The organism is Aquirufa rosea (genome assembly GCF_004118285.1).
Classification (GTDB): Bacteria; Bacteroidota; Bacteroidia; order Cytophagales; family Spirosomataceae; genus Aquirufa; species Aquirufa rosea.
This window is the reverse complement of the sequence record NZ_SDHY01000002.1, coordinates 189,040-213,713: the sequence shown is the minus strand read 5'-3', so window position 1 is coordinate 213,713 and position 24,674 is coordinate 189,040. Positions and strand designations below refer to the sequence as shown.

Sequence of the window (24,674 nt, the reverse complement as noted above, 5' to 3'; positions counted from 1 at the left end):
TATGGCGAATAATTATTCGGGAGTGAATTGGCTACCTCATATTTCAGTGGACTGTGTGATTTTCGGTTTCCACGAAAATCAATTGAAAGTACTTTTGTTGAAATTCAAAAATACAGATGTTTGGTCCCTTTCAGGTGGATTTGTAAAGGCTAATGAGGATATTGATCAGGCAGCTAGTCGGGTATTATTTGAACGGACTGGATTGAAGGACATATACCTAGAGCAGTTTTATACTTTCGGTGATGTTAAAAGAAATGTAGATGCCATTCAGCAGCATGAAAAGATTCAGGCACAGATAGGAGAATCCCGTATCGATACCTCATTTCTTTCAGAGCGTTATGTGTCAGTAGGTTATTATGCTTTGGTTGACTTCTCTAAAGTGAAGGTGAATTTGGATCAAATGTCAGACCAGTTTTCTTGGAACGATATTAACGACATCCCAAATATGTTTTTAGATCATAGCGCAATTGTTGAGAAGGCTTTGGAAAGATTACGCTGGTCACTAGATCAAAAGCTTTTGGCATTTAATCTTTTGGGAGAGACTTTTACTATGTCTGAATTACAACAAGTTTACGAGACCATTTTAGGTAAGAAATTAGTTCGAACTAATTTTCAGCGTAAGATTTTGAGCATGGATATTTTGGTGCGACTAGAAAAACGCTTTTTGGGGGGAGCCCATAAGGCGCCTTATGAGTATCGATTTGATGCGAAAAAAGCCAAGGTCTATTTATCGCAAATTAATATATAATTTAGATACACATCTAATTATCTAAATTTATCGTTCCATTTTTCTTGTTCCACCGGATGAATACCATGTCCTGTTTCTGTATCATAGGTTTTTTGTGTATTATTCATCCAGCGATAGGCATCTAAAAACCACCATTGAAGCTCGCTATCATACCACAATGGTCTTAGTTTCATGCGTTTAATTTGATCTTTGAATTGCTGCGCAGCTTGATGAGTTATTTTAAAGTGAGTTAGTTCATGCTCTAGGGCTCTATCTGGGAGGTTTTCCTTTTTCCATGAATGCGATCGGAGCATATACACTTTTACTTGTATGGGCAAATAAAGGATCCCTTTTTCTATTTTGGGAAAGGCATGGTATTCAAAATTGCTGAATATTTGAGCGGCAAATCTGGAGCCTGGGTATGACTTGGATTTGAAGTCACCCCAGTCTAAGGTTTTTTGTCCATAGAATAAAGTATCTTCTTCTGCTTTTTGGGGTAAATAGTCAGGTAGAAAATCTACCCTTACTTCTTGAATGAGTTTAGGATCTCTATCCCAATTATTTTTCCACCAAGCATTAAATCTTTCAGATAGGCTTTGAGAACTGAGTTTGGCCATTTCCTCCCCATGTTCTGCTTTACTTTTATAGCCTTGGGTTTTGAATTGGCTTTTGTAACTATATAGTAGTTGAGGGCCAGAAATGGTATCTCGGACTACAAAGATATCCGCATGGAATTGAAACAAATCCTTTGATTTGAACTCAAATTCCTTCACTTGCATTTGCAAATCAAAGTCGGCAGTGGAGGCTTGTTTTCCTATGTATTTTTGAAAATAAGGTAGTGAATGGGCGGGTGTGCCTCCTATGGATTGAAACCTGAATGTAGGAATTTGACCTACAGCAAGTAGGCTGAATATAAAATAAAAAGCACCTGCGATGAGGTGCTTTTTATGGGTATTTTTAGCCCATATTGTGGTAAACATTTTGAACGTCATCATCTTCTTCTAATCGTTCAATTAATTTTTCCACATCGGCGGCTTGTTCATCCGTTAGTTCTTTGGTTTCATTGGGAATACGCTCAAAGTCAGCGCCCAATAATTCATAGCCTTTTTCTTCTAGAAACTTTTGAATGGCACCAAAGGCAGTGAATTCTCCGTAAATATTAATCTGATTGGTTTCTGTATCTAGAAATACTTCTTCTCCACCCAAATCAATTAATTCGAATTCCAACTCTTCTAAATCAATATCAGGTTTAGCGGCAATTTTGAATACAGATTTACGAGAAAAAATAAAGTCCAACATCCCTTGAGTCCCCAAGCTACCGCCACATTTAGTGAAAGAAGAGCGTATATTGGCTACCGTGCGGTTGATGTTGTCGGTAGTAGTCTCAACCAAAATAGCTATTCCATGCTGCGCATATCCCTCATATACAATCTCTTTGTAATCCTCTTGGTCTTTAGAAACAGCTCTTTTGATGGCACGCTCCACATTATCTTTTGGCATGTTTACAGCCTTGGCATTTTGAATGATGGCCCTCAGTCGGGAGTTACCCGTAGGATCTGGTCCACCGGCTTTCACCGCGATGACAATGTCTTTCCCAATTTTTGTAAACGTTTTGGCCATTTGCCCCCAACGCTTAAACTTTCTTGCCTTTCTAAATTCAAAAGCTCTTCCCATAATTCGTGCGATAATTGATATTGGCTGCAAAAATAAAACATGCAAAAGGATTTTTGTCTTTCCACTTGAAAAATCTGTCGAATTATTTCTTTCAATTCCTATAGATGCCCCACAATACCTACTTAGCCTTCGGTTTAATTTGGCTAAATTGCAGTTTCTTCTGATACAGAACTACGTACATATGAATCGAATTCTCCTGTTAATCTTTATTTTTCTTGGTACATCTTTTTACTCTGTAGCTCAAACAGCAAAAAGGAATGAAAATTTTCAAATGCTTATAAAGCCAAGCAAAGGTCCTCTTAAAATGGATGGGAAGCTGGATGAGGAGGCTTGGATGGAAGCATCAAAGGTGAGTGACTTTATGATGTGTAATCCTACAGACACTATATGTTCCAATGTACGGACAGACGTACGAATGACCTATGACGATAAATATTTATACATTTCGGCGGAGTGTTTTTTAAAGGATCAATCTCGCTATGTGGTGGAATCCTTAAAACGTGATTTTAGTTTTGGAATCAATGATAATTTTTTGGTATTCATTGACACCTTTGATGATAAAACTACCGGCTTTTCATTTGGAGCTAATGCGGCTGGTGCCCAATGGGACGGACAAATGTCTGAGGGGGCTAAGGTAAATTTAAATTGGGATAATAAATGGGAGTCTTCAACGTCTTACAATAAAGAATCTTGGATATGGGAAGCGGCCATTCCATTTAAATCTATTCGATATAAAAATAACTCTACTCGGTGGGGCATTAATTTCAGTCGATTGGATTTACAGGCCAAAGAAAAATCGGCATGGGCACCCGTTCCGCGACAATTTCCAACGGCTTCATTAGCTTATTCTGGGGTGTTATTATGGGAAACTCCGCCACCAGCACCAAAACAAAACATTTCTGTGATTCCTTATGTGTTGTCAGGGGTGACAAGCAATTATGAAACCAAAGATCCAACAAACTTTAGAAAACAAATAGGAGGTGATGTTAAGGTGGCGCTAAGTTCCAGTTTAAACATGGACTTAACCATTAATCCTGATTTTTCGCAGGTAGATGTGGACCGTCAACAGACCAATTTGGACCGTTTTGAATTATTTTATCCAGAGAAGCGTCAATTTTTCATCGAGAATTCCGATTTATTTGATGGTTTTGGAACGGAGACCATCCGTCCATTTTTCTCTCGTCGAATCGGATTGGCCTTGAATGCTCGGACAGGGATTTATGAGCAGACACCCATTACTTATGGGGCCAGGGTAAGTGGAAAATTGACCAATGATTGGCGAATTGGATTGTTGAATGTGCAGTCGCAACGTATTGATGATAAGGGTGTTCCAACACAAAACTATTCCATGGTGGCGCTGCAAAGAAAGCTATTTGCTCGTTCCAATGTAGGTGTGTTCATGATTAACAAACAGTCTTTCATTGACACGGAATTACAACGCCAAAATGGCTTTGCTGAGTACAATAGAAACATAGGGGTTGAATACAATTTAGCCTCGGCAAATAACTTCTGGACTGGAAAAATTTTCTATTATCAGTCGATTAGCCCAGATGCCAAAGCCAATAATTTTGCTCATGCGGCTTCCTTAGCCTACAAGGATAATCACTGGATTTTCACCTGGAAGCATCAGTGGGTGGGGGACAACTACAATCCAGAAGTAGGATATGTTCCTCGTGTGAATTATACCAACATCAATCCGGAAATTGGTAAAATCTTTTACCCTAAAAGTAAGACCAGTCAATTGTTCTATGCTCAGGTTCGTTTGAATAGTCTAAGCTTCTGGAACAATTCTGGAGGTTTAACTGATAATACCACCTACATCGCCTTGGAAGGAAAAATGAAGGATCAGTCTAGCTTTTCGGCTTTCCATGGCTATGATTACGTGAAATTGCTCTATGATTTTGATCCTACCCGAATGGGAAATATTCCTGAGAAAAAAGGTTCAGAGCATACATGGCGCTCAGTAGGTTTTGGATATATTTCTTCTCCGATTAAATTATTTACTTATTCCATTACCTCTCGTTTTGGTGGATATTATGGTAATGGTTATAGAACCGGTATTACCAGTGAATTGGGATACCGTTTCCAACCTCATGTGGGAATTTCCATGGCAGTTGACTACAATAATATTGGGGATGTAGAAGTCCCTGTAACACAAGTAGATGGTACCACAAGAAAAATCATTTCGGCCTCCGAGTTTTGGATTATTCGTCCGAAGGTTGATATCACTTTTACCAATAAATTATTTTTTACAACCTTCTTTCAGTTAAATCAACAAACCAAAAATATGAACCTGAATGCGCGCCTACAATGGCGATATAAGCCAGCCTCTGATTTGTTTTTGGTGTACACAGACAATTATTTACCAGAGAATTTTCATATTAGAAATCGATCAATAGTATTAAAGTTGAATTATTGGCTTAATTTGTAGTTCAAAAATTAACAAACATCATCCATGAAAAAATTACTTATTCTTCTCTCCTGTATTTTGAGTTTTGGTGCATTAGCACAAACACCTGCTTCTCCACCGGCAGTAGCATCACAAAAGGTCGGAAAGACTCAAGTGATGATTAAATATGCCAAACCTTCGGTAAAAGGACGTTTGGTTTTTGGTACAAAAGAACAAAAGGCTTTGGTTCCTTACGGCGAGGTTTGGAGAACTGGGGCAAATGAAGCTACCACCATTGAATTTTCCAATGATGTTCTGGTACAGGGAAAACCATTAGCCAAAGGTGTTTATTCTTTGTTGACAATCCCTGGCCCAACTGAGTGGACTATAATTTTTAATAAAGTGTCTAAAATGTGGGGTGCTTATACCTATAAGGCAGAGGAAGATGCCTTACGAGTTACGGCTAAGCCAAGTGAACATGCTAAGACTGAGCAGTTTACTATAGGTATTTCTGAAACCGGCCAAGTAACGTTAGACTGGGACAAAACATCCGTTTCATTTTACGTGAAATAGGTAAAATGTCAAAAAAAAGGCGGGCTCAACAGGTCCGCCTTTTTTTATGTCATAATTTCATTTGAATTACTCAATGCTTTGGTTATTTTTACCTCATTATGGGTATAAGAACCTAAGCCATTTTAACAAGATTGTCTTATGAAAAAAGTATTGATTGCAGAGGATAGTTCGGTCATTCAGAATTTAGCCAGGAAAATATTAGAGTTTCAAAATTTTGAAATTCATGCGGTGAAGAACGGACAGCAGGTCTTGGACGAATTAGCCAAAGCTGATTTCGATATCATTCTTTTAGATATCAATATGCCAGTGATGGATGGTATGGAATGTGCTAGAGCAGTACGAGCCTTATCTGATGCCAATAAGGCAAAAATCCCGATGATTGCTATCACAGGTAATGCTAGAAATTACAGCATGGAAGATTTTAAAGAGGCAGGTTTTGATGATTTCTTAGCTAAGCCATTAAATTTTGATGCGCTTGTATCTCAAGTTAAAGCATTAACAGAATAACGGCATGTCGCCGATCTCGGTCGAATTTTTGGGTACGGGAACCTCACAAGGTATTCCTATGATAGCTTGTTCATGTGAAGTTTGTACATCATCAGACCATCATGACCAACGTTTGAGAGTTTCTTTGCACATTCAAACCCAGGGCAAGAGTTTTATCATTGACACGGGTCCAGATTTCCGACAGCAGATGTTGCGTGCTGGTATCAAGCATGTAGATGCTGTGATTTATACTCACGAGCACAAAGACCATACGGCCGGAATGGATGATTTACGGGGCTTTAATTATGCCCAAAAATCCAGTATTCCACTCTATGCACAGATAAATGTCATTGAGCAATTGAAAAGGGAATTTGCCTATGCTTTTGGTGAAAATAAATATCCAGGTGTACCAGAGATAGAGACAGTGCCGATTACCAATAAACCTTTTGAAATTCAAGGGGTGCTTATTCAGCCCATTTTAGTTCGACATTATTTTCTGGATGTATTAGGTTTTCGCTTTGGGGATTTCACCTATATCACTGACGCTAATTTCATTGCAGATGAGGAATTGGAGAAGGTAAAAGGCTCCAAGGTCCTAGTCATCAATGCACTCAAGAAGACTTCACATATTTCTCATTTCACTCTTGATGAAGCCTTAGAGGTGATTGAGAAAGTGCAGCCTGAGAAAGCCTACATTACTCATATTAGCCATCAAATGGGACTTCATGCGGAGGTGCAAAAAGAACTTCCGAAGCATGTTTTTTTAGCCTATGATGGTTTACAAATTACGATATAATATGCCTATTGCTGCTGTTTTGTTGGATATGGATGGTGTAGTGGTGGATAATTTACCCTACCATGTAGATGCTTGGTTATTGTTTTGTGAACAGCATGGAATTCCATTAACTCGTGAGATATTTTACAAAGAGCTTAATGGGATGAATTCGAAAGATACTTTTGAGTGGTTTTATCAGAGAGAAATGTCTGCCGAAGAAGTAGCCCATTTGGAAGAGAAAAAAGAACTTATTTACCGCAATTTTTACGCAGACCATCGAAAAGCTGCACCAGGTTTGGTGACTTTTTTAGAAACTTTACAAAAGGAGGGTATTCCTTGTGCTTTGGCCACTTCTGCAGGCAAAGGAAATATTGATTTCATCGTAGATGGATTAGGGATTCGTTCATTTTTTAAGGCCATTGTGGGTGGAGGCGAAGTAAAAAAAGGAAAACCAGATCCTGAAATATATTTAAAAGCTGCTCAAATTTTGGGAGTAGATCCTGCTCAATGTTGGGTGGTAGAAGATTCATTACAAGGCGTTCAAGCCGGCTTATCGGCAGGAATGCAAGTGGTAGGGATGACCACCTCCCATACCGCGGCAGAACTATCTCATACGCAGATTCAGGTACCCCATTTTGTAGATTTATTTGACTTGATTCATGCCAAATAATTGTACGAGATATTTAGATTGATCTAAATTTTCTTTGGTATAAATAAGATATTTCCTAATTTTCAAAACCTTTAAGCTATTAAAGGGTTCTTACTTATTGTTCCTTAATTAATCTAATTATTTCATCAAAAACATTCCCTTATGAAAAGAAAATTATTATTCAGCCTTGGAATGATGCTGCTCTGGATAGTTCCAGTGCTTGCTCAAGACCAAGTGATTTCTGGAAAGGTGAGTTCTTCGGAAGATGGGTCGGCCTTGCCAGGTGTGAGTGTCTCCATCAAAGGAAGTTCACGTGGAATCACAACAGGAAGTGACGGTAGCTACCGTTTATCAGTTCCTGGAAAAAATGCCGTTTTATCCTTCACTTTTGTGGGATTTGCCAAACAAGAAGTGTCAGTGGGCAACAAAACTGTCATCGATGTCTCTTTAGTGCCTGAGGCCTCTAGTTTAGAAGAAGTGGTCGTAATCGGTTACGGTACTGCCAAAAAACAAAATTTAACCGGAGCTCAAGTAAACGTTAGTTCCAAGGCTTTAGAAAATAAGCCAGTGACTAGTTTCGAGAACTTGTTGCAAGGTAAAGCAGCTGGGGTTCAAGTGACTGCTCAAAATGGTCGTCCAGGTGCGCCAGCCTTTATCCGCATTCGTGGAGAAGGTACTCTAACAGCAGGTGCTCAACCATTGATCGTAGTGGATGGAGTACCCACTGCCAATAGTGAGGGATCCATTGGAAGTGTTAACGTATTAAGTTCATTGAACCCAAATGACATTGAAGATATTTCAGTTTTGAAAGATGCTTCTTCAGCAGCCATTTATGGTTCTCGTGGAGCGAATGGTGTTATTTTAGTAACTACCAAAAAAGGAAAGAAGGGAAACGCTAAAGTAACCCTTTCCACTTCCTATGGTATTAACGAAAAGACTCCGGATAACTTTCAAATGATGAACATGCGTCAGAAGTTGGAATACGAGCGTGACTTGGATTATGCCAATGAATACGTAGATGCCGCAGGTATCACAAGTCCAGCTAGTGCTTCTCAAGCTGATTTAGACAAAGTTTGGGCTAGCTTGGAATCCAAAAAGACCGATTGGTTCAATACTTTATTACGTAAAGGAATGAATCAGATTACTCGTTTGGGGGTAAGTGGGGCTAGCGATGTATTTACCTACAATGTGTCCTTAGAGAATCAAATTAATGAGGGTATCTTCAAATTAGCATCTGATTTGTGGAGAAAACAAGGTCGTGTTAATGTGGAGTTTAAACCTAATAATTGGGCGAAAATTGGAACGAATATCAACTTCTCCAATATTAAGACCAATGAAGTTCGTGACCGTTATAATGCACAAAATCCAGCTTTTGCAATTTATGCATATAATCCATACGAGCCAGAGCGCTTAGCAGATGGATCTTTCAACTTAACACATCAAGGTTTCCCAATTTCGGAAGCTTTAGAGAACAACCCAGAGTCATTAACTACCAATACGGGTTTATCGAGTGCTTATTTATCTTTAACTCCTATCAAAAATTTTGAGTTTAGATCACAAGCGGGTGTTACTTGGGTAGACTACTACCGTGAAAGTTATGTTAAGCCAAATTCAGTTTTAGACCAATACGTAGGTGACCCTGCAGCTCGTGGTTCTAAAACAGATAATGGTTATCAGTCTTTCAATTACGTATTCTCCAACACCATCAATTACAACAACACGATTGCTGATAAACACAACATTCGTGCTTTGGTAGGTGTGGAATATACGAATGACAACTACCGCTCTTTCTCCTTCAGTACGAAAGGATTCCCTAACGGAAAAGTAAGTACACAAGACAATGCCTCAACTCCTGTTTCGGCTACATCAGCTAAGACGGATTGGGCTTTATTCTCTTTATTTGGACGTGTGGGTTATGATTTTAACCAAAAGTATTTCTTAGATGCTTCTATCCGTCGTGATGGTTCATCTCGTTTTGGTGTGGATAACCGTTACGGATTATTCGGTTCAGTGAGTGCTGGTTGGGAACTTACTAAAGAATCTTTCATGGAAGATTTGACCTTCGTAAATCAATTGAAATTAAGAGGTTCTTATGGTACTTCAGGTAATGACCGAATCGGAAATTATACTTCTTTAGGATTGTACCGTTATTCTAGTTACGGAACTTCATCGGCGACTTTCCCTTCTCAATTGCCTAATCCAAGTTTAACTTGGGAGAAATCAGCTTCTGCTAACGTAGGTATTGATTTTGCTTTATTGAAAAATAAGTTGACAGGTACGGTGGATTATTATCAAAGAAAAACTTCCAACTTATTGTTTGATCGTCCGGTGTCTTCCACTACTGGTTTCTCCAGTCGTACGGAAAATGTAGGAGCCGTAGAAAACTCGGGTATTGAATTGACCTTAAATTACAAGATTATTCAAACCAAGGATTTGTATTGGGATATTTCGGCCAACTTTACCAACAACAACAACAAGGTGTTGGAGCTAACGGAAGACAATTTAAACCGTTCAGGTGGTGTGTCTAAATTGAAAATTGGAGAACCTATTGACGTTTATTATTTGAATCGATATGTTGGGGTAAATAAGGAAACAGGTGCTCCTATTTATTTAGATAAAAATGGCTCAAATACAGAAACTTGGAGTGCAGGCGATGCTGTTATTTTAAGTGGAAAATCTCGTCAAATTAAGTATTTCGGAGGTTTAGCTACCTCGGTAACTTATAAAGGCGTGACATTATCTGCGGATGCTGTATACCAAGGAGGTCACTACGTATTGAACTACAGATGGCAGGACTTGACTTCAGATGGAGAGAATGTTTACCAAAATCAGGCGGTAGACGCCTTGAATTATTGGAAAAAAGCAGGAGATGTGAATGTATTACCTGATCCACGTAAATTGTATCAATCATTCTCTTCTGATCGCTTTTTACAAAAAGGAGATTACATCCGTTTACGAAACGTAACTGTAGCTTACAATTTACCGAGCAATTGGGTAAAGAAAGCCAAGATGCAGTCGGTACGTGTGTATGCACAAGCACAAAATTGGTTATACTGGGCACCTGAATTTAAGGGAGATCCAGAGGTTGGTTTTGGTCAAGCAGAAAGTACTGGTGGAACCGTTCAAGGTCTATTTTCTGCCTATTCTTACCCGCAGACAAGAACAGTTAATGTAGGTTTAGACATCACTTTTTAATTAGTAGAGATATGAAAATGAAAAAATTCATTCTAGCGATAAGTACAGTTTGCCTAGTGGGACTAGGCTCTTGTGAGAAAGGATTGGAACTGGGACCATATAACTCAGCGACCATCGCACAAGCTTTTGAATCAGATTCTGATTTTGCTAATGCTGTAAGAGGTATGTATGCCTCTGCATTGGGTGGTTCATATTATGGAGGTTCTATGATAAGCTTACCCGATATTTTATCGGACAATGTATTGGTGGCTCGTACAGGACGTTTATCCAACTTGTCCTTCCATGAATGGCGTTATACAGCAGATGGTACTTGGGGATTATTTGCGACTGCCTACACCGGTATTCGTAGAGCCAATGCCATTCTGGAAAACATTGAACGTTTGCCAGCTGGAGCATCCAAGGAGAATTACAAGGCAGAAGCCTTAGCTTTCCGTGCCATGGCTCATTTTGATTTGGTTCGTTTATATGGTAAAGCTTATACTCAGGCTTCAGATACTGATTTAGGCGTGCCATACGTAACTTCTACTGATGCAACCTTAAAGCCAAGCAGAGAATCTGTGAAGACAAATTTCACGAAGATTGAAGCTGACCTTAAAGCTGCTGAAGCGGCGATTGGATCTACCAATGGAATTTACCGATTCAATAAAGCTTCTGTGGCTGCCTTGTTGTCAAGAGTTTATTTGTATGAAGGCAAATGGCAAGAATCAGCAGATGCTGCTACACGCTCTTTGGCGTTAAGCTCCAATCCAGGTGGTTTAGCGGATTACGCCAGAATTTGGACAGATGCCGTAAATACAGGTGTATTGTTGAAATTACAAATTGTGGACAAGGATCGTATTTCGCCGGGTGTGGAATACAGCCAAAGTTCTGCCTCTGGTGTTCGTAATGAATACGTAGTAGATCATTTATTCTTACAGTCTTTTAAATCGAATGATGTTAGAACTGCAGCTTCTGTTCGTTTAACTACTTTTAATGGTCAGCCATATAATTCCATCGCAAAGTGGTTTGGTAGAGCAACAGGTAACGCCAATGTAACGGATTCTAAAGTGATTCGTGTAGCGGAGGTTTGGTTAAACTTGGCAGAGTCTTTAGCGAATTTAGGTAAAGATGCAGATGCATTGACGGCATTGAATAATCTACGTAAGAATCGCTACACAAATTTCGATCCAGGTAATTTTTCAGAATCAGGTAATACTTTAAAAGCAGCCATCGACCTAGAGCGTCGCTTGGAATTTGCTTTCGAAGGTCATCGTTTGTTTGACTTGAAGCGTAAAGGTTTAGGAATCTCCCGTTCATCTAGAGGTGATAAGGCCGATGGAACAGGAACTCCTGCTCGTTTCTTGTCTTTGAGTGCTACGGATTATCGTCTGCAATTACCAATTCCAAGCAATGAACTACGTGTGAATTCTAATATTCAGCAAAATCCGAATTATTAATCGACGTATTTTGCGAGTTAATCGAAAAAGTCCCTTTTATAGGGACTTTTTTGGTTTATAATTTAGCAGAACATCTTTATATTTAGGGATAATTACCACTCATGAAGAAATATTTACTCACTTTGCTAGTTGTGCTGGGCCTGTGGCACTTGGCTTATTCGCAAAATTATCCCATGGAATTTATTCCGGGTAAAATGGTGGAAGAATATACGCCAGAATTCACTAAAATTAAGCGCGAATTGCCCGAAGGCTATACCCAAGAAATGCAAGAATGGGTAAGAAAGAAAAACATAGAAATCAAGGGTTTCTCTAATAGAACTTCTGCTAGTGCAGCAAAATTTAGTTTGAGTTTTGAAACCACACCTCCAGCCGATGTACGGGCCATCTTTGAAAAAGCGGCGGAAACTTGGGCCTCCGTGTTGAATTCAGATATTGAGGTGAAAGTTTTGTGTCGTTGGAGAACTCTTGCTACCAATGTATTGGGGAGTGCGGGTGCTACGGCCAATGTGCGAAATTTCCCAGGTGCCGCTAAGGTTAATACCTTTTATCCCATTGCTCTTGCTGAGAAAATGGCGCATAAAAATTTGAATGGGACGGACTTTGATATTGTGGCTAATTTTAATGCCGATTATGCCAACTGGTACAAAGGATTAGATGGGGTTCCTACCATCAATCAAATCGACTTATATTCTGTCGTTTTACACGAGTTTGGCCATGGACTTGGTTTTATTGGTCAGGTTTCGGTAGATAATACTACGGCTTATTACATTTATCCAGGGATATTTGATCAATTTATGGTGAATGGTACGGGAATCAGTTTGACTGATACTTTGTCCTTTAAGAATGATTCACCTGAATTAAAGGCTCAATTGACCTCAAATAATTTATTTATGGGTACGCCTAAATTATTACTTGCAAATAAAGAAAAGGCTAAGCTCTATGCACCTACAACTTATACACAAGGCTCTTCCATTTATCACGTGGATGCCTCCAAATATCGCCCCAAGGACCCCAATGCTTTGATGACGCCTAGTATAGCTAAGGGAGAAATTACTCGTGAATTAGGAACTATTGTTCCAGCAATCTTCAATGATTTGGGTTGGTATTCTTCCAGTGTGATTCCAGATGGGGCTTTATTTACCGATACAGAGGATCTTACAAAGGACCTTGTATTTTCTGCCAAAGTATATTCCGATACTCTTCTCAAGGAGAATTCCTTGAAGCTCATGCTGTCCACAGACGGAAATATTCAAAATGCCACATCTAGGCCATTGACTTTATCTGGGACTAGTTACAGCTACACCTTGCCCAAAGACAGTAAATTAAGAACTATAGCCTATTATTGGGTAGCAGAAGAAGCTAGCGGAAAAAAGTTTACCACTCCTGCACAAGCTCCTATTATCACAGGAACTACCAGTGCTAGCTTTTATAAATTTACCATAGGACAAGATACGGTTAAGCCTATCGCCATATATTCTAACCCGCTCAAGTATGTGTTTTCCAATCAAAAGGAAATTAAACTCCCAACTTTATTGGCCAGTGACAATTTGGGCATTGATTCGGTTTACATGGAGTACAGTATTGGCTCAGGTCCAGTGATTCGTTCTGGATTCATTCGTTCTACCTCTGATGCCTTCAGTTTTAACGGTTCTTTTGTTTTTTCTACGGGACAAATCAAGTCGGGAGATATTATTAAATATCGGATAGTGGTAAAGGATAAAGCCAAAATTGCTAATTATTTATATTTCCCATCCACAGGTAATTATGAGTTTGTAGTATTGGCATCTATGGATGCAGTGACATCCTATAAAACGGATTTTGAAAATAAGCCTAGCACTGATTTTTACTTGAAGGGTTTTGGAATTACGCAGCCAGCTAATTTTAGCTCTTTCGGACTTAATTCAGATCATCCTTATGCCAATGGCTCTGAAGAGTCATATGATAATTCTGGTGGTTCTGATAAATTTACCAACTATGACGCTATCTTGTTGAAACCGATAATTGTGCGTGCTGATACGGCAAAAATCTTTTTTGATGAAGTTGTGTTGGTGGAGCCCGCTGAGTCGGTAGGCACATCCTTTTTGAATGCAGACGGATCCGTGAATCGCTCTTTTTATGATTATGTGGTGGTGCAAGGTTCCAAGGATGGTGGCACTACTTGGTATAATTTACGCGATGGTTGGGATTCAAATGATTATTCAGAGTGGCAAAAAGCCTGGACGGGGAGTAACGTGGATAGAAATGGTAATTCTATTTTTAAAGGAACGGCTACCTTATTTCAGAAAAGAGAAATTGACATACTCGGTTCAGGGAAATTTAATCCCGGCGATAGGGTATTGTTACGCTTCCGATTGCATTCAGATGTAGGGGCATATGGCTGGGGGTGGGCCATTGATAATTTAAATATTCAAGGTCCACAGGCTTCTGCACCGGCTAAATTGGTATTAGCTACAGAAGAAAATTTGGAAAACAAGGGCTTGTCCATTCGCCCTAATCCTAGTCAAGGACTGTTTAGGGTACAATTGCCATTGGAGCAAATAGGGCAAAGTGTAGAGCTTCAAGTAATTGATTTGCAAGGAAGAGTGGTGTATCAGGACCAACAAGTAGTAGCAGGTTCATTACTCGACCAGGAAATCCAGGCGGGCAATTGGCCTACGGGAACATATTTTTGTGTCGTGAGAACAGCTAAGCAACAGTGGGTTAAACGTGTATTTTTGCTTAAATAAATAGCTAAAAGGGAATAATTTTTCCTAGCCAACTCTTTTTAATTATCTTTGCAGTCCTTTATAAAAAAGAATATATGTCTTGGTTTACCAGAAAAGATAAGGGAATTCAAACTCCTACTGAATTTAAAAGAGAAGCTCCCGATGGTTTATGGTATCAATGTCCTTCCTGTAAGAAGGCTATTCATACTAGAGAACATCGTTTGTTTGCCTATACTTGCTCCAGCTGTAATTATCACGAGAAGATTGGTTCTCAAGAATATTTCGAATTATTATTTGATCAAACAAAATATACTGAGTTGGATGCCCGAATGAGTTCAGGTGACCCCTTGAATTTTGTGGATACAAAAAATTATCCAGATCGAGTAAGGGCTACTGAGCAGAAAACTGGATTGAAAGATGCGGTACGTTCGGCTTATGGGGAAATGAATGGTATGCCAATTACCATCGCAGCCATGGACTTTAGTTTTATTGGTGGTTCTATGGGTTCTGTGGTTGGAGAAAAGATTGCCAGAGCGATAGACTATTCATTGGAGCATGAACAACCATTTTTAATGATTTCTCGTTCGGGTGGAGCCCGTATGATGGAAGCAGGATTCTCCTTGATGCAAATGGCAAAAACCTCGGCTCGTTTGGCCTTATTGGATGAAGCCAAGATTCCTTATATTTCCTTGTTAACAGACCCAACCACGGGTGGTGTTACAGCCTCATTTGCGATGTTAGGTGATTTTAATATAGCCGAACCTGGTGCCTTAATTGGTTTTGCGGGTCCTCGAGTTATTCGTGAAACTATCGGTAAAGATTTGCCCAAAGGATTCCAAAGTGCAGATTTCGTATTGGAACACGGCTTTTTAGATTTTATCGTTGACCGTAAAGACCTCAAAGATAAATTAACATCTTTGTTGGGTATGTTGAAGAAATAATCTTAATCAAATCGATATAAAAAAAACTCCCAGAATTTTCTGGGAGCTTTTTTTATTACTCTGCTGCTGGAGCTGCTGCCGCGGTGGCTGCCTTGCTCCGGCTTTTCTTTTCTTTTTCTGGAGGAGGAATGATGTCTTCCACTCCGGCAAAGACACGCCCACAGTGTTCACACACGATGATTTTCTTTTTGTCTTTGATATCTGTTTGTCTTTGAGGCGGAACTGAACTAAAACATCCACCGCAAGCCCCTCGCTTCACCATCACTACGGCCAAACCGTTGCGTGCGTTTTCGCGTAATTTATCGTATGATTTCAATAAACGAGGATCTACAGACTTCAATGCTTTCTCACGATCTTTGATCGCTTTTTGCTCATCTTCCTCACTCTCATTGATAATAACTTCTAATTCTTTTTGCTTTTGCTCTAAATCTTTTTTGCGCTCAAACAAGGTAGATTCTACTGAAGCAATTTCGTCATTCTTGTTCAAAATCTTAAAATCAATCTCCTTAATTCGCTTGTCGGCAATTTCCATTTCCAGACCTTGAAGTTCGATTTCCTTTGAAATAGCTTCAAATTCACGGTTGTTACGCACGTTCATTTGTTGCTCTTTGTATTTCGCAATCAACTTATCAGAATCCTTTTTGGAGTTTTTGTAGTTAGAAATTTGCTCTTCAAAAGATGCGATTTCTTGCTGGAATTTAGCCAAACGAGTTTCTAAACCCATGATTTCATCCTCTAAATCACGTACTTCTTCAGGTAAATCTCCTCTAACTTTCTTGATATTATCTAAGGCTGAGTCAATGGTTTGAAGCTTCAATAAAGCTTCTAACTTTTGGGCAATCGTAGTTTCGGTAGCTGTAGCCATTATTATTGTTACGTTTGAAAGTTTCTAACTCTCTTTATTCTTATGCATACTTAACCGGATTGGTCAAGGTTTTGCATTTTAGAACGGCAAAAGTACTAAAAATTTTTGATAAATAATCATGGATAGCATCCTTTATCATTACTTCAGATTCATAATGTCCTATATCACAAAGCATGCAGCTATTTTCGGCATCAAAGAACTCATGATATTTAAGGTCACCTGTCAAAAATACATCGGCTCCTTGTCTTTTAGCCTCTGAGATTAAAAAACTTCCAGCACCTCCGCAAAGAGCTACTTTTTTGATTTTTTTAGCTACAATGGGACTATGACGAATGACGGAAAGGTCCAGACTTTTTTTGACAAATTGGATAAAATCATCCGCTTCCATAGCCTCAAGTAATTCACCTATGTATCCTGTACCGACCTCCTGCCAAGTATTGGATATGTGATGAATGGAGTGAGCGACCTCTTCATAGGGATGGGCTTTTTTCAAACTTGTCAACAAACTAGTTTCCAAATAAGAAGGAAAAATCATTTCCACTTTTACTTCTGGCACTTCCGTGGCTTGCTCTTTTTGACCTAATGTTGGATTGGCATTTTCGGATGGAGTAAATCGACCAATACCCTCTGCACTAAAACTGCACTCTGAATATTCGCCAATATTTCCCGCTCCTGCGGCATGCAAAGCTTCTCTTACCTCAGCTTGATGACTTGTAGGAACGTAATAAGTCAGTTGTTTTAAATTGTCTTTGGCCGCTAATAGTACTTGACCTTGTATGCCTAATTTTTGAGCCAAATGATAGGAAACGCCCTTAGGTGCATGGTCCAAATTGGTATGTGAGGCATAAAGTGCAACGGAATGTTGCAGCGCTTTGATGACCGTCCTTTCCACATAATTTTTCCCAGTCAATGATTTAAGGCCTTTAAATACAATGGGATGGTGTGATACGATCATGTTGCAGCCGTTTTGTACAGCTTCCTCCACAATTTCCTCAGTACAATCCAAGCTGATCAAAATGCCTGTAACGCTCATTTGAGGGTCTCCCACTAGGAGGCCTGCATTATCATAGCTTTCTTGCCAGGCTAAAGGAGCCCAGGCTTCCATACTGCGACAAACATCAATAACTTTCATATTATTTTTTAGGTGTTCAAAGGTAAAATTCTTTCGTCAGCTTTGAAAAAAATGGTTATATTTAAACAAATAAACCCTATTCAATTTAATTAGTTTATGCGTTGTAGACCGGCCATTGTGATCATCGAGAACGATCATGTGTTATTAATGCGCTATCAGTTTGGTACAGGAATGGTATATAATTTCCCTGGTGGAAATCCAGATCCGGGGGAAGTTTTTACAGAGACTATTGTGAGAGAATGTCAAGAGGAATTAGCCGTGGAGGTGGAGGTTGGGAAAATGCTTTTAATGGGTCAAATCACGAATAAAGAGGAGAATAAAGAGTCTTTGCACATATTGTTTGAAGGGAAAATTGTTTCAGGAATCCCCATACTGCAATCCAAAGAAACAACGGCTCAAGAAATTTGTTGGATACCCATTTCACAGTTATCTCAACTTCATTTATACCCTAACGTGGGAGAGGCCATCCAAGATTCATTCTTTTTACAAAAAAAGGGGGAATATATTGGAGCTATTCAACAGCCTTGGGTGGATTAGGCCAAGCATAGGTTCCGAGCAATAGCCCTAATAAACTAGCTGCGAGTCCAAACCAAATGGAAGGAATAGCATCAGGGGCAATGAATTGAAAATAAGCCCAGACTACTAAGCCTAAGATCATACTGAGGTGGCTGCCAACTGGACTTGCCTTCTTCCACCAAAGTCCTGCATTCAATGGTAGAAATAGAGAAACCAAACCAAAGGCAGATGATTCTCCTACTAGTTCGAAAATATTTTGCCTTTTGATGGCCATGTATATACAAACCATGGTAACTCCTATGACGGACAATCGAATCATGAATAAGACTTTTTTGTCGCTAGGATGGCACATATAAGGCTTGATGAGGTTTTCTCCCAATACAGATGCCGGAGCTAAAATGGCGCCACTAGTGGTACTCAATAAGGCTGAAAGTAAGGCGCCCAAAAATAATATTTGCATGCTCGTTGGCGTAAACTTCATAACTAAGTGCGGGATAAGTAGCATGTCTTCCTCCATTAAACTGGGGTATAAGCTGACGCCCATAAAGGCAATCAATAAAGGTAAGATAGCAACACTTAGGTACATAATGCCTGCTGAAAAACTGGCTGTACTAGCCACGCGGGCTGATTTGGCGGACATCACTCGCTGAAAAATATCTTGCTGAGGAATGGAGCCCAAGCCAATGGTAATCCAGGCGGCTAAATATTTCAGCCAACTGACTGCATCTCTGTCTGAAGGGGTAAATCGAAAGAAATCTGCCGGTTGCTTTTCTACCGCAGCCGCTAAGTTGGGATGCTGTTGAAACAGCAGGAAGCATAAAAATGCCAAGCCCAAAATCAGGATAATATTATGGACAAAATCTGTAATGGAAATGGACCACATGCCGCCTAACAGGGTATAAGTCATTACCAATAAGGCGCCCAAAACTATGCCCCATTCCGTGCTAATGGGCAAAAGTAAATGCAACGTTAAACCCAAGGCAACCAGCTGGGCCGAAATCCAACCAAAATAGGAAGGGACCATCACTACCGCAGATAGTTTTTCTGAAAATGAGCCAAACCTTTGTCGGAAGTAATCACTGAAAGTAAGCACCTGTAAAGCATATAATTTGCGGGCATAGATCCCACCCGCTATGATTAAGCCTAAAGCCGCGCCCAAAGGTTCTTCAATAATGGCCATAACACCTCCATGAACAAATTCCCTTGGGGCACCCAAAATAGTTTCTGATCCAAACCAAGTCGCAAAAGTGACCATAGCTGCCAAGGCAAACGGTAGATTTCTACCTGCTAATACAAAATCCTGGGTGGTATGTACCTTTTTACTCGCCCACCAGCCTACAGCCAGGTTTAATGCTAAATAAAAAAGGACAAAAGCGATGAGCATGTTGTATAGAATGAACCTAAAAATACGTAATTTTCAGCTAAGCTTTTTCCTTATATAGCCTCTAAGATTTTCTATGCGCCATATTTCTCCTGTATATTTTTTGTTTTTATCGCTTAGCTTGCTCATTAGTTCTTGTCAGTCCATGCGATTGAAAAGGGCCTTTGTTCAATCGGGACTCAATCAATTTCACACGGGTGTTCTTATTCAATCCTCTACGGGGAAAGTGGTCTTTTCAGAGCAGGCCGACAAATATTTTATGCCTGCTTCTAATGTCAAATTATTAACCTTATTGGTAGCTAAATCGATTTTACCGGATTCTGTTCCGTCTTTTCAATATCAAGAGAAAGGAGATAGTTTGTATTTCTGGGGTACGGGAGATCCCTCCACTTTACACGAAAAACTTAAAAATGTAGCCTTGTGGAATTTTCTTCAACAGTCCAATAAAAACCTAGTATATGCTGATAATCCCCAACATGTGCTGCCTCAAGGAGCTGGTTGGGCATGGGATGACTATCAAGATTATTATGCGGCAGAAACAACTACTTTGCCTCTGTTTGGTAATTTAGCTCATTTCACCAATACGGGTAAAAGTTGGAAGGTGATTCCATCTAATTTTCAAAACAGTATTCAAATGACTGCCGACAAAGAGGCATCACGAGAGCGAAATGCTAATCAATTTAGATTACCTAAAGCACAGTTGAGCTCTTCCCCTACACGGATTACGATCCCCTTTTTGACATCCCCTGCATTAACGGCTCAAATACTCTCGGATACTTTACATAAAAAGGTTAATTATCGATCCGCTAAGCCTGACCCGAACTTAGTAAAGACCATTTATTCATCTAAGTTGGATAGCCTTTTGGTTCCATTGTTGCACTTCAGCGATAACATGGTAGGAGAACAATTGATTTATCTCATTGGGGCGCAAAAGGGATGGAATGGTCCAACTAATCAAATTATAAGTCGTTTGACTCAAGAACCCGGATTCGAGTTTTTAAAAGAATTAAAATGGGTGGACGGCTCAGGTCTTTCTAGGTATAATCTATTTCGTCCTAAAGATATGGTTTTCATTTTGCAGAAATTGCAAGAAAAATTATCAGATTCTCAGTGGAAATTTTTGTTACCAGAGCTAGGACGTTCAGGTACTTTAAAATCCATGAAATTAACGAATCCAATTTCTCGAGCATGGGCTAAGTCGGGTTCATTTGGGAATACATATAATTTAACAGGCTACTACAAGAACTCCCGGGGTAAACTGTATTTATTCAGTATCATGACAAATTTGGCTAATCAATCTGTGGCAATAAATAAGAAACAAATTTTAGAATTTTTGAACAGCCTCAATTAGGTTTTTTAAATAGGCCCAAGTAAATCATATAGCTTAGAGCAATAAAACCCAGTACATATATCCCACTAATGGGATTTTGAATCAGGGTACCTGCCAAAAACAATCCCGATACAAGGCAGAGTATTGAGGGTATGTATGGGTAGCCCACCACTCGATAAGGTCTTTCCAATTCTGGTTCTGATTGTCTTAATTTCAGTAATGAGGAAAATCCTGAAAAATAGCTGGCAACAAAGAAAAAAGTAGCAATATCCGATAATCGTTCATTTAAATTTTTACCAGCCAATAATAATAAGCAGGACATTCCCACAGTTAAATGCGTGGCAAAACTAGGACTGCCTAAGGAATTTACTTCTTTTGCTTTGTTCCAGAATAAGCCATCCCTGCTCATGGAATATAGTACGCGCGGGGCAAACATGACTTGGGTGTTCAGAATGCCAAAAATACTGAGGGCTAAAAAGGCGGTAATCCATTGCCCTGCATTTTCCCCAAATAAAAAAGAAATGGCCTCAGCAGCCGCTAATTTGGAATGTCGTAAGATATCCCAAGGTAATACATACAGAATAACAATATTTATTAAAAGGTAAATAGTGGCAACTACAATTACTCCGATGTACATGGACTTGGGCATGCTTTTGACCGGGTCTGCGTTTTCCTCTGTAAAATAGGCAGCCGTATGCCATCCATCAAAAGCATAAAAAATGGATAATAAAGCCGTCATGATACCTGCCCCCAAAGTACTGTCACTTAGAGTATGGATAGGTTCAGACCAAACGCCACCTGAACCATACCAGAAACAAATTAGGATGAAAATGGCTAATGCCAAAGCTTTGATTCCGCTGAGCCATTCTTGAGATTTACCCGCGAGAATGACGCCCATTTGGTGAAATGACCATAATAAAACTAAGGTACCAACTGCCAGAAAATTTTCCTTGTGGGCAAGGACCGGAAATAATAGACCTAGGTATTCGCTAAAAGTATAGGAACCAAATGCAAGTGCGGTGACGGTACCTAACCAAGAACTTATGCCCACTAAAAAACCGATGTATCGCCCAAAGGCTCTTTCAGCATATCCGTACCACGCTCCAGCTTTGGGTATGGAAAGACTAAGTTCCAATACCGTGGAAATTCCAAGAAGGGCATAGAAAGCGACCAAGAGCCATAATCCTATAATCAGGAAGGGATTTCCTAATAAATCAGCAATGGGCCCTGGTTTTCTGAGGATGCCTGTCCCGACGGTTCCCCCCAAGGTGACGGCCACACCAAAGCCTGTACCCAACACTTTCCATAGTTTATTTGTTGTGTTGTTTTGCGACATAATAAGCAAAAATAGATAAATTTAGTTTTTACCACGCCTACCATGAAATAAATGAAAAAACTGCTTTTCATAAAGCTGTGTGTTCTATTACTTGTATCTTACGCTCTTTGTGCTCAAAAGAACAAAGCAGCGAAAGAAGAGTATATCAGTTTTCATTGGAAAAAATCTAAAAAGACCGTTTATATTCCTTTTGATTTGTATTCCAACTTGGTGATTATTCCAGTAGTCATCAATAATTCAGATACCCTCAAATTCATCTTAGATACAGGAGTTGGAACCACTATTTTATCAGATCCTGAAGTAGCCAAACAATTGGGATTGAAGTCGGTCCGAAAAATTAGAGTCAATGGGGTGGGAATGGGGGAACCCATTAATGCTAATATTGTCATTGACATTCGGATGAGTATCGGGGAGGCCCGGGCGAATCGACTCTCTATGATTTATCTTGATACGGATGTGCTGGATTTGTCGAGTTACGTAGGAACTAAAATCCATGGAATTATTGGTTCTGATTTATTTCAAAACCTAGTAGTTACCGTCGACTATTTGAACCGTAAAGTTGAGCTTAGAAATACCTCCAGATATGTGTATCGACCTAGTAAAGGATTGAAATTTCCTATAATTTTAATGGACAATAAGCCCTACATTCAAGGAGTTAAACTGCGAAATAAACGTCAAACGACTTCGGATTTATTGTTGTTGGATTCTGGTGCTGGACATGCCTTCTCCATTGAGGGTCAAACGGGAGATTCGACTAAGTTTCATCTTTCGCCCTATCAATTTCAATTGGGCAAGGGCCTCAACGGGGTTATTCTTGGCCATTTAGGAAGAATTAATCAAGTCGGTCTAGGGCCCTGGAAATGGAATGATGTTGTAAGTTCTTTCCCCGATTCATTGTCCTATCAAGTGAAGCAGATGCAAGGCGCCTCTACAGTTTCAGGGAGTATCGGTGGCGAATTTTTACGTCGCTTCAAACTAACCTTTCACTATACAGATAATTATGTGGTATTTAAGCCCATTCCTTCTAGACTAAATCGGCCCTTTGAAGAAGGCTTATCGGGCTTGACCATCATGGCTCTTTCCCCTGATTTTAAAAGATTTAAAGTTGAGGCGGTACAAGATGGTTCTCCAGCAGATGATGTGGATTTTAGACCTGGAGATGAAATTTGGATGGTGAATAACAAAAAGGCTACCGAATATCGACTGGATGAGTTAAATCGATTATTGCAGACCAAAGTAGGCGATAAAGTTGTGTTTTTAATCAAAAGGGGAACCGAAGTACACTTGAAAGAAATTACTCTGAAGCGATTATTCTAGCGTTTTTTAATGACGTAACTACCCACAATAGGAAAATGGTCTGAAAAGCTAATTTTACGCAGGGTGTTAAATTCCAAGATTTCAAATTCTTTGGAATAAAATTGATTGTCAATTCTGACCATGTAAGGGCTTCGGTTTAAAGTAAATCCAAAACCTCTACCAGCAGACTCAAAGGCATTTTCCATACGTTCCCGAAGGGTTCCATATACCCATCCATATGGTGTTTCATTGAGGTCTCCCATGACCAAAACCGGATAAGGGCTCGTTTGTATAATTCGATTAATTTGACTGATTTCTTCTTTATGACGAATGAAGCCCTTTCTTAAGGAGGCAATAATACCCCTTCCTTCTTTTTTGGCATCTTCATAATCTTGGTCTCTAATCTTGCCAGTTACTTTTCCTACCCGGATCCCCATGGACCAAAGCTGTAAATTAATGACACGAATGGTGTCTTTTCCTTTCACTAAATCAGCCAATAGAAATCCATTGGCCGAATTTTTAAATTGCTCCCCTTCCTCATGAATGATGGGGTATTTGGAAAAAATGGCCAAGCCCATTTTTTCTTTGGCATCAAAGATCTCTTTTTTTAGGGGCAGAAAAGCATAATGCGGATACTGCTCCTTCATCATGCTAATGGTTTTGTAAGCAGGTCTACCAGCATGCGAATAAAACTCTTGAAAGCATTTGATGTCAGCTTCGTAATCTCGCATAAAATTTTTAAGCTTTTCTACGTTCTCCTCATTGGATTCATAGGCATTGGAATACATGCCATAAACGTTATAGCTCAACACTTTAATGGGCTTATCCAAACTTTCTTTGGGATTATTGACCGCAATACTACGTTGGATAAAACTATAGCCGAAAACAAGAACGGTTAGCGGTAGCAGAGCTCTTTTTGCTCGTTGGAATATCCAGTAAATCAGTGAAATCAAGCATAAAATTTGTGCAAAAGGCATGCTCATCATGATGAATCCAGCAAGCCAATGATCCACCACCAAGGAATAACTTAACAAATAAGTCAATAGGGTGTAGAGACAAAGAGGTAAGGTTCCTAGCCAAATAATGGAAGAAAGTATTTTTTTACTAAGAGAATCAGAGCTTTTACGCTTACCCATGCTCAAAGATACTAATCAAAAGAATATAGCATGGATAATTTATAATTTTTAGAAAGGGGATTGGAACTTTACAAAATAATGAGTACTTTTGCCATCCGATTTGATAACATATAAAATTCAAGAGCAAGTCTC

20 protein-coding genes are annotated in these 24,674 nt (G+C 39.5%); 13 read left to right on the top strand and 7 right to left on the bottom strand.

Going from position 1 to position 24,674, the window contains the following annotated elements:
* Position 1: 1 nt before the first annotated feature.
* Positions 2-748 carry an NUDIX hydrolase gene (locus ESB04_RS03945; RefSeq protein WP_129026421.1) on the top strand — a complete coding sequence of 249 codons (747 nt, stop codon included), beginning with the start codon at positions 2-4 and terminating at the stop codon, positions 746-748.
* Positions 749-765: 17 nt separating this feature from the next.
* Here ESB04_RS03945 and ESB04_RS03940 read toward each other — a convergent pair whose 3' ends face one another.
* Positions 766-1,722: a hypothetical protein gene (locus tag ESB04_RS03940; RefSeq protein WP_129026420.1), complete on the bottom strand. Its 957-nt coding sequence runs from the start codon at positions 1,720-1,722 to the stop codon at positions 766-768.
* The gene (locus tag ESB04_RS03935) at positions 1,685-2,401 is read right to left on the bottom strand and encodes a YebC/PmpR family DNA-binding transcriptional regulator (RefSeq protein WP_129026419.1); all 717 of its coding nucleotides are present in this window, start codon (positions 2,399-2,401) and stop codon (positions 1,685-1,687) included. The genes ESB04_RS03940 and ESB04_RS03935 overlap by 38 nt, the downstream gene beginning before the upstream one ends.
* Before the next feature lie 181 nt (positions 2,402-2,582).
* Here ESB04_RS03935 and ESB04_RS03930 point away from each other — a divergent pair, with 181 nt between their 5' ends.
* The 9 genes from ESB04_RS03930 to accD all read left to right on the top strand — a co-directional run bounded on the left by ESB04_RS03930 (position 2,583) and on the right by accD (position 15,550).
* On the top strand, positions 2,583-4,832 hold the full coding sequence (locus tag ESB04_RS03930) for a DUF5916 domain-containing protein (RefSeq protein WP_129026418.1): 2,250 nt from the start codon (positions 2,583-2,585) through the stop codon (positions 4,830-4,832).
* 24 nt (positions 4,833-4,856) lie between these two features.
* Positions 4,857-5,363 carry a DUF2911 domain-containing protein gene (locus ESB04_RS03925; RefSeq protein ID WP_129026417.1) on the top strand — a complete coding sequence of 169 codons (507 nt, stop codon included), beginning with the start codon at positions 4,857-4,859 and terminating at the stop codon, positions 5,361-5,363.
* 138 nt (positions 5,364-5,501) lie between these two features.
* Positions 5,502-5,870, top strand: a complete 369-nt coding sequence (locus ESB04_RS03920) for a response regulator (RefSeq protein WP_129026416.1) — start codon at positions 5,502-5,504, stop codon at positions 5,868-5,870.
* Positions 5,871-5,883: 13 nt separating this feature from the next.
* On the top strand, positions 5,884-6,645 hold the full coding sequence (locus tag ESB04_RS03915; protein ID WP_129026666.1) for an MBL fold metallo-hydrolase: 762 nt from the start codon (positions 5,884-5,886) through the stop codon (positions 6,643-6,645).
* Positions 6,620-7,294 (top strand): HAD family hydrolase, encoded by a 675-nt coding sequence (locus ESB04_RS03910; protein WP_129026415.1) that lies wholly within the window; start codon positions 6,620-6,622, stop codon positions 7,292-7,294. Before ESB04_RS03915 ends, ESB04_RS03910 begins: the two co-directional genes overlap by 26 nt.
* Positions 7,295-7,435: 141 nt before the next feature.
* The gene (locus tag ESB04_RS03905) at positions 7,436-10,468 is read left to right on the top strand and encodes a SusC/RagA family TonB-linked outer membrane protein (RefSeq protein WP_129026414.1); all 3,033 of its coding nucleotides are present in this window, start codon (positions 7,436-7,438) and stop codon (positions 10,466-10,468) included.
* A 17-nt stretch (positions 10,469-10,485) separates the two neighbouring features.
* Positions 10,486-11,904, top strand: coding sequence for a RagB/SusD family nutrient uptake outer membrane protein (locus tag ESB04_RS03900; protein ID WP_164969586.1), 1,419 nt, complete (start codon positions 10,486-10,488; stop codon positions 11,902-11,904).
* 101 nt (positions 11,905-12,005) lie between these two features.
* A complete protein-coding gene (locus tag ESB04_RS03895) occupies positions 12,006-14,630 on the top strand; it encodes a T9SS type A sorting domain-containing protein (RefSeq protein ID WP_129026412.1) in 2,625 nt (874 codons plus the stop codon).
* A 74-nt stretch (positions 14,631-14,704) separates the two neighbouring features.
* Positions 14,705-15,550, top strand: coding sequence for an acetyl-CoA carboxylase, carboxyltransferase subunit beta (accD, locus tag ESB04_RS03890; RefSeq protein ID WP_129026411.1), 846 nt, complete (start codon positions 14,705-14,707; stop codon positions 15,548-15,550).
* A 55-nt stretch (positions 15,551-15,605) separates the two neighbouring features.
* Here the strand turns inward: accD and ESB04_RS03885 are convergent, their stop codons facing one another.
* Positions 15,606-16,415: a zinc ribbon domain-containing protein gene (locus ESB04_RS03885; protein WP_129026410.1), complete on the bottom strand. Its 810-nt coding sequence runs from the start codon at positions 16,413-16,415 to the stop codon at positions 15,606-15,608.
* Positions 16,416-16,455: 40 nt separating this feature from the next.
* A complete protein-coding gene (locus ESB04_RS03880; protein ID WP_129026409.1) occupies positions 16,456-17,547 on the bottom strand; it encodes a Nif3-like dinuclear metal center hexameric protein in 1,092 nt (363 codons plus the stop codon).
* A gap of 96 nt (positions 17,548-17,643) precedes the next feature.
* Between ESB04_RS03880 and ESB04_RS03875 the strand changes: the two genes are divergently transcribed.
* Positions 17,644-18,084 (top strand): NUDIX domain-containing protein, encoded by a 441-nt coding sequence (locus tag ESB04_RS03875; protein WP_129026408.1) that lies wholly within the window; start codon positions 17,644-17,646, stop codon positions 18,082-18,084.
* On the opposite strand, the gene ESB04_RS03870 is transcribed toward ESB04_RS03875, so the two are convergent.
* Positions 18,059-19,447 carry a sodium:solute symporter family protein gene (locus tag ESB04_RS03870; protein ID WP_129026407.1) on the bottom strand — a complete coding sequence of 463 codons (1,389 nt, stop codon included), beginning with the start codon at positions 19,445-19,447 and terminating at the stop codon, positions 18,059-18,061. The two genes, ESB04_RS03875 and ESB04_RS03870, sit on opposite strands and share 26 nt — an antisense overlap.
* 73 nt (positions 19,448-19,520) lie before the next feature.
* On the opposite strand from ESB04_RS03870, the gene ESB04_RS03865 reads away from it, so the two are divergent.
* Positions 19,521-20,795 carry a D-alanyl-D-alanine carboxypeptidase gene (locus tag ESB04_RS03865; protein ID WP_129026406.1) on the top strand — a complete coding sequence of 425 codons (1,275 nt, stop codon included), beginning with the start codon at positions 19,521-19,523 and terminating at the stop codon, positions 20,793-20,795.
* Here ESB04_RS03865 and ESB04_RS03860 read toward each other — a convergent pair.
* Positions 20,788-22,110: an APC family permease gene (locus ESB04_RS03860; protein ID WP_129026405.1), complete on the bottom strand. Its 1,323-nt coding sequence runs from the start codon at positions 22,108-22,110 to the stop codon at positions 20,788-20,790. The two genes, ESB04_RS03865 and ESB04_RS03860, sit on opposite strands and share 8 nt — an antisense overlap.
* Positions 22,111-22,161: 51 nt before the next feature.
* Here ESB04_RS03860 and ESB04_RS03855 point away from each other — a divergent pair, with 51 nt between their 5' ends.
* Positions 22,162-23,427, top strand: a complete 1,266-nt coding sequence (locus ESB04_RS03855) for an aspartyl protease family protein (RefSeq protein ID WP_129026404.1) — start codon at positions 22,162-22,164, stop codon at positions 23,425-23,427.
* Here ESB04_RS03855 and ESB04_RS03850 read toward each other — a convergent pair.
* Positions 23,424-24,542, bottom strand: coding sequence for an endonuclease/exonuclease/phosphatase family protein (locus tag ESB04_RS03850; RefSeq protein WP_129026403.1), 1,119 nt, complete (start codon positions 24,540-24,542; stop codon positions 23,424-23,426). The two genes, ESB04_RS03855 and ESB04_RS03850, sit on opposite strands and share 4 nt — an antisense overlap.
* Positions 24,543-24,674: the final 132 nt, after the last annotated feature.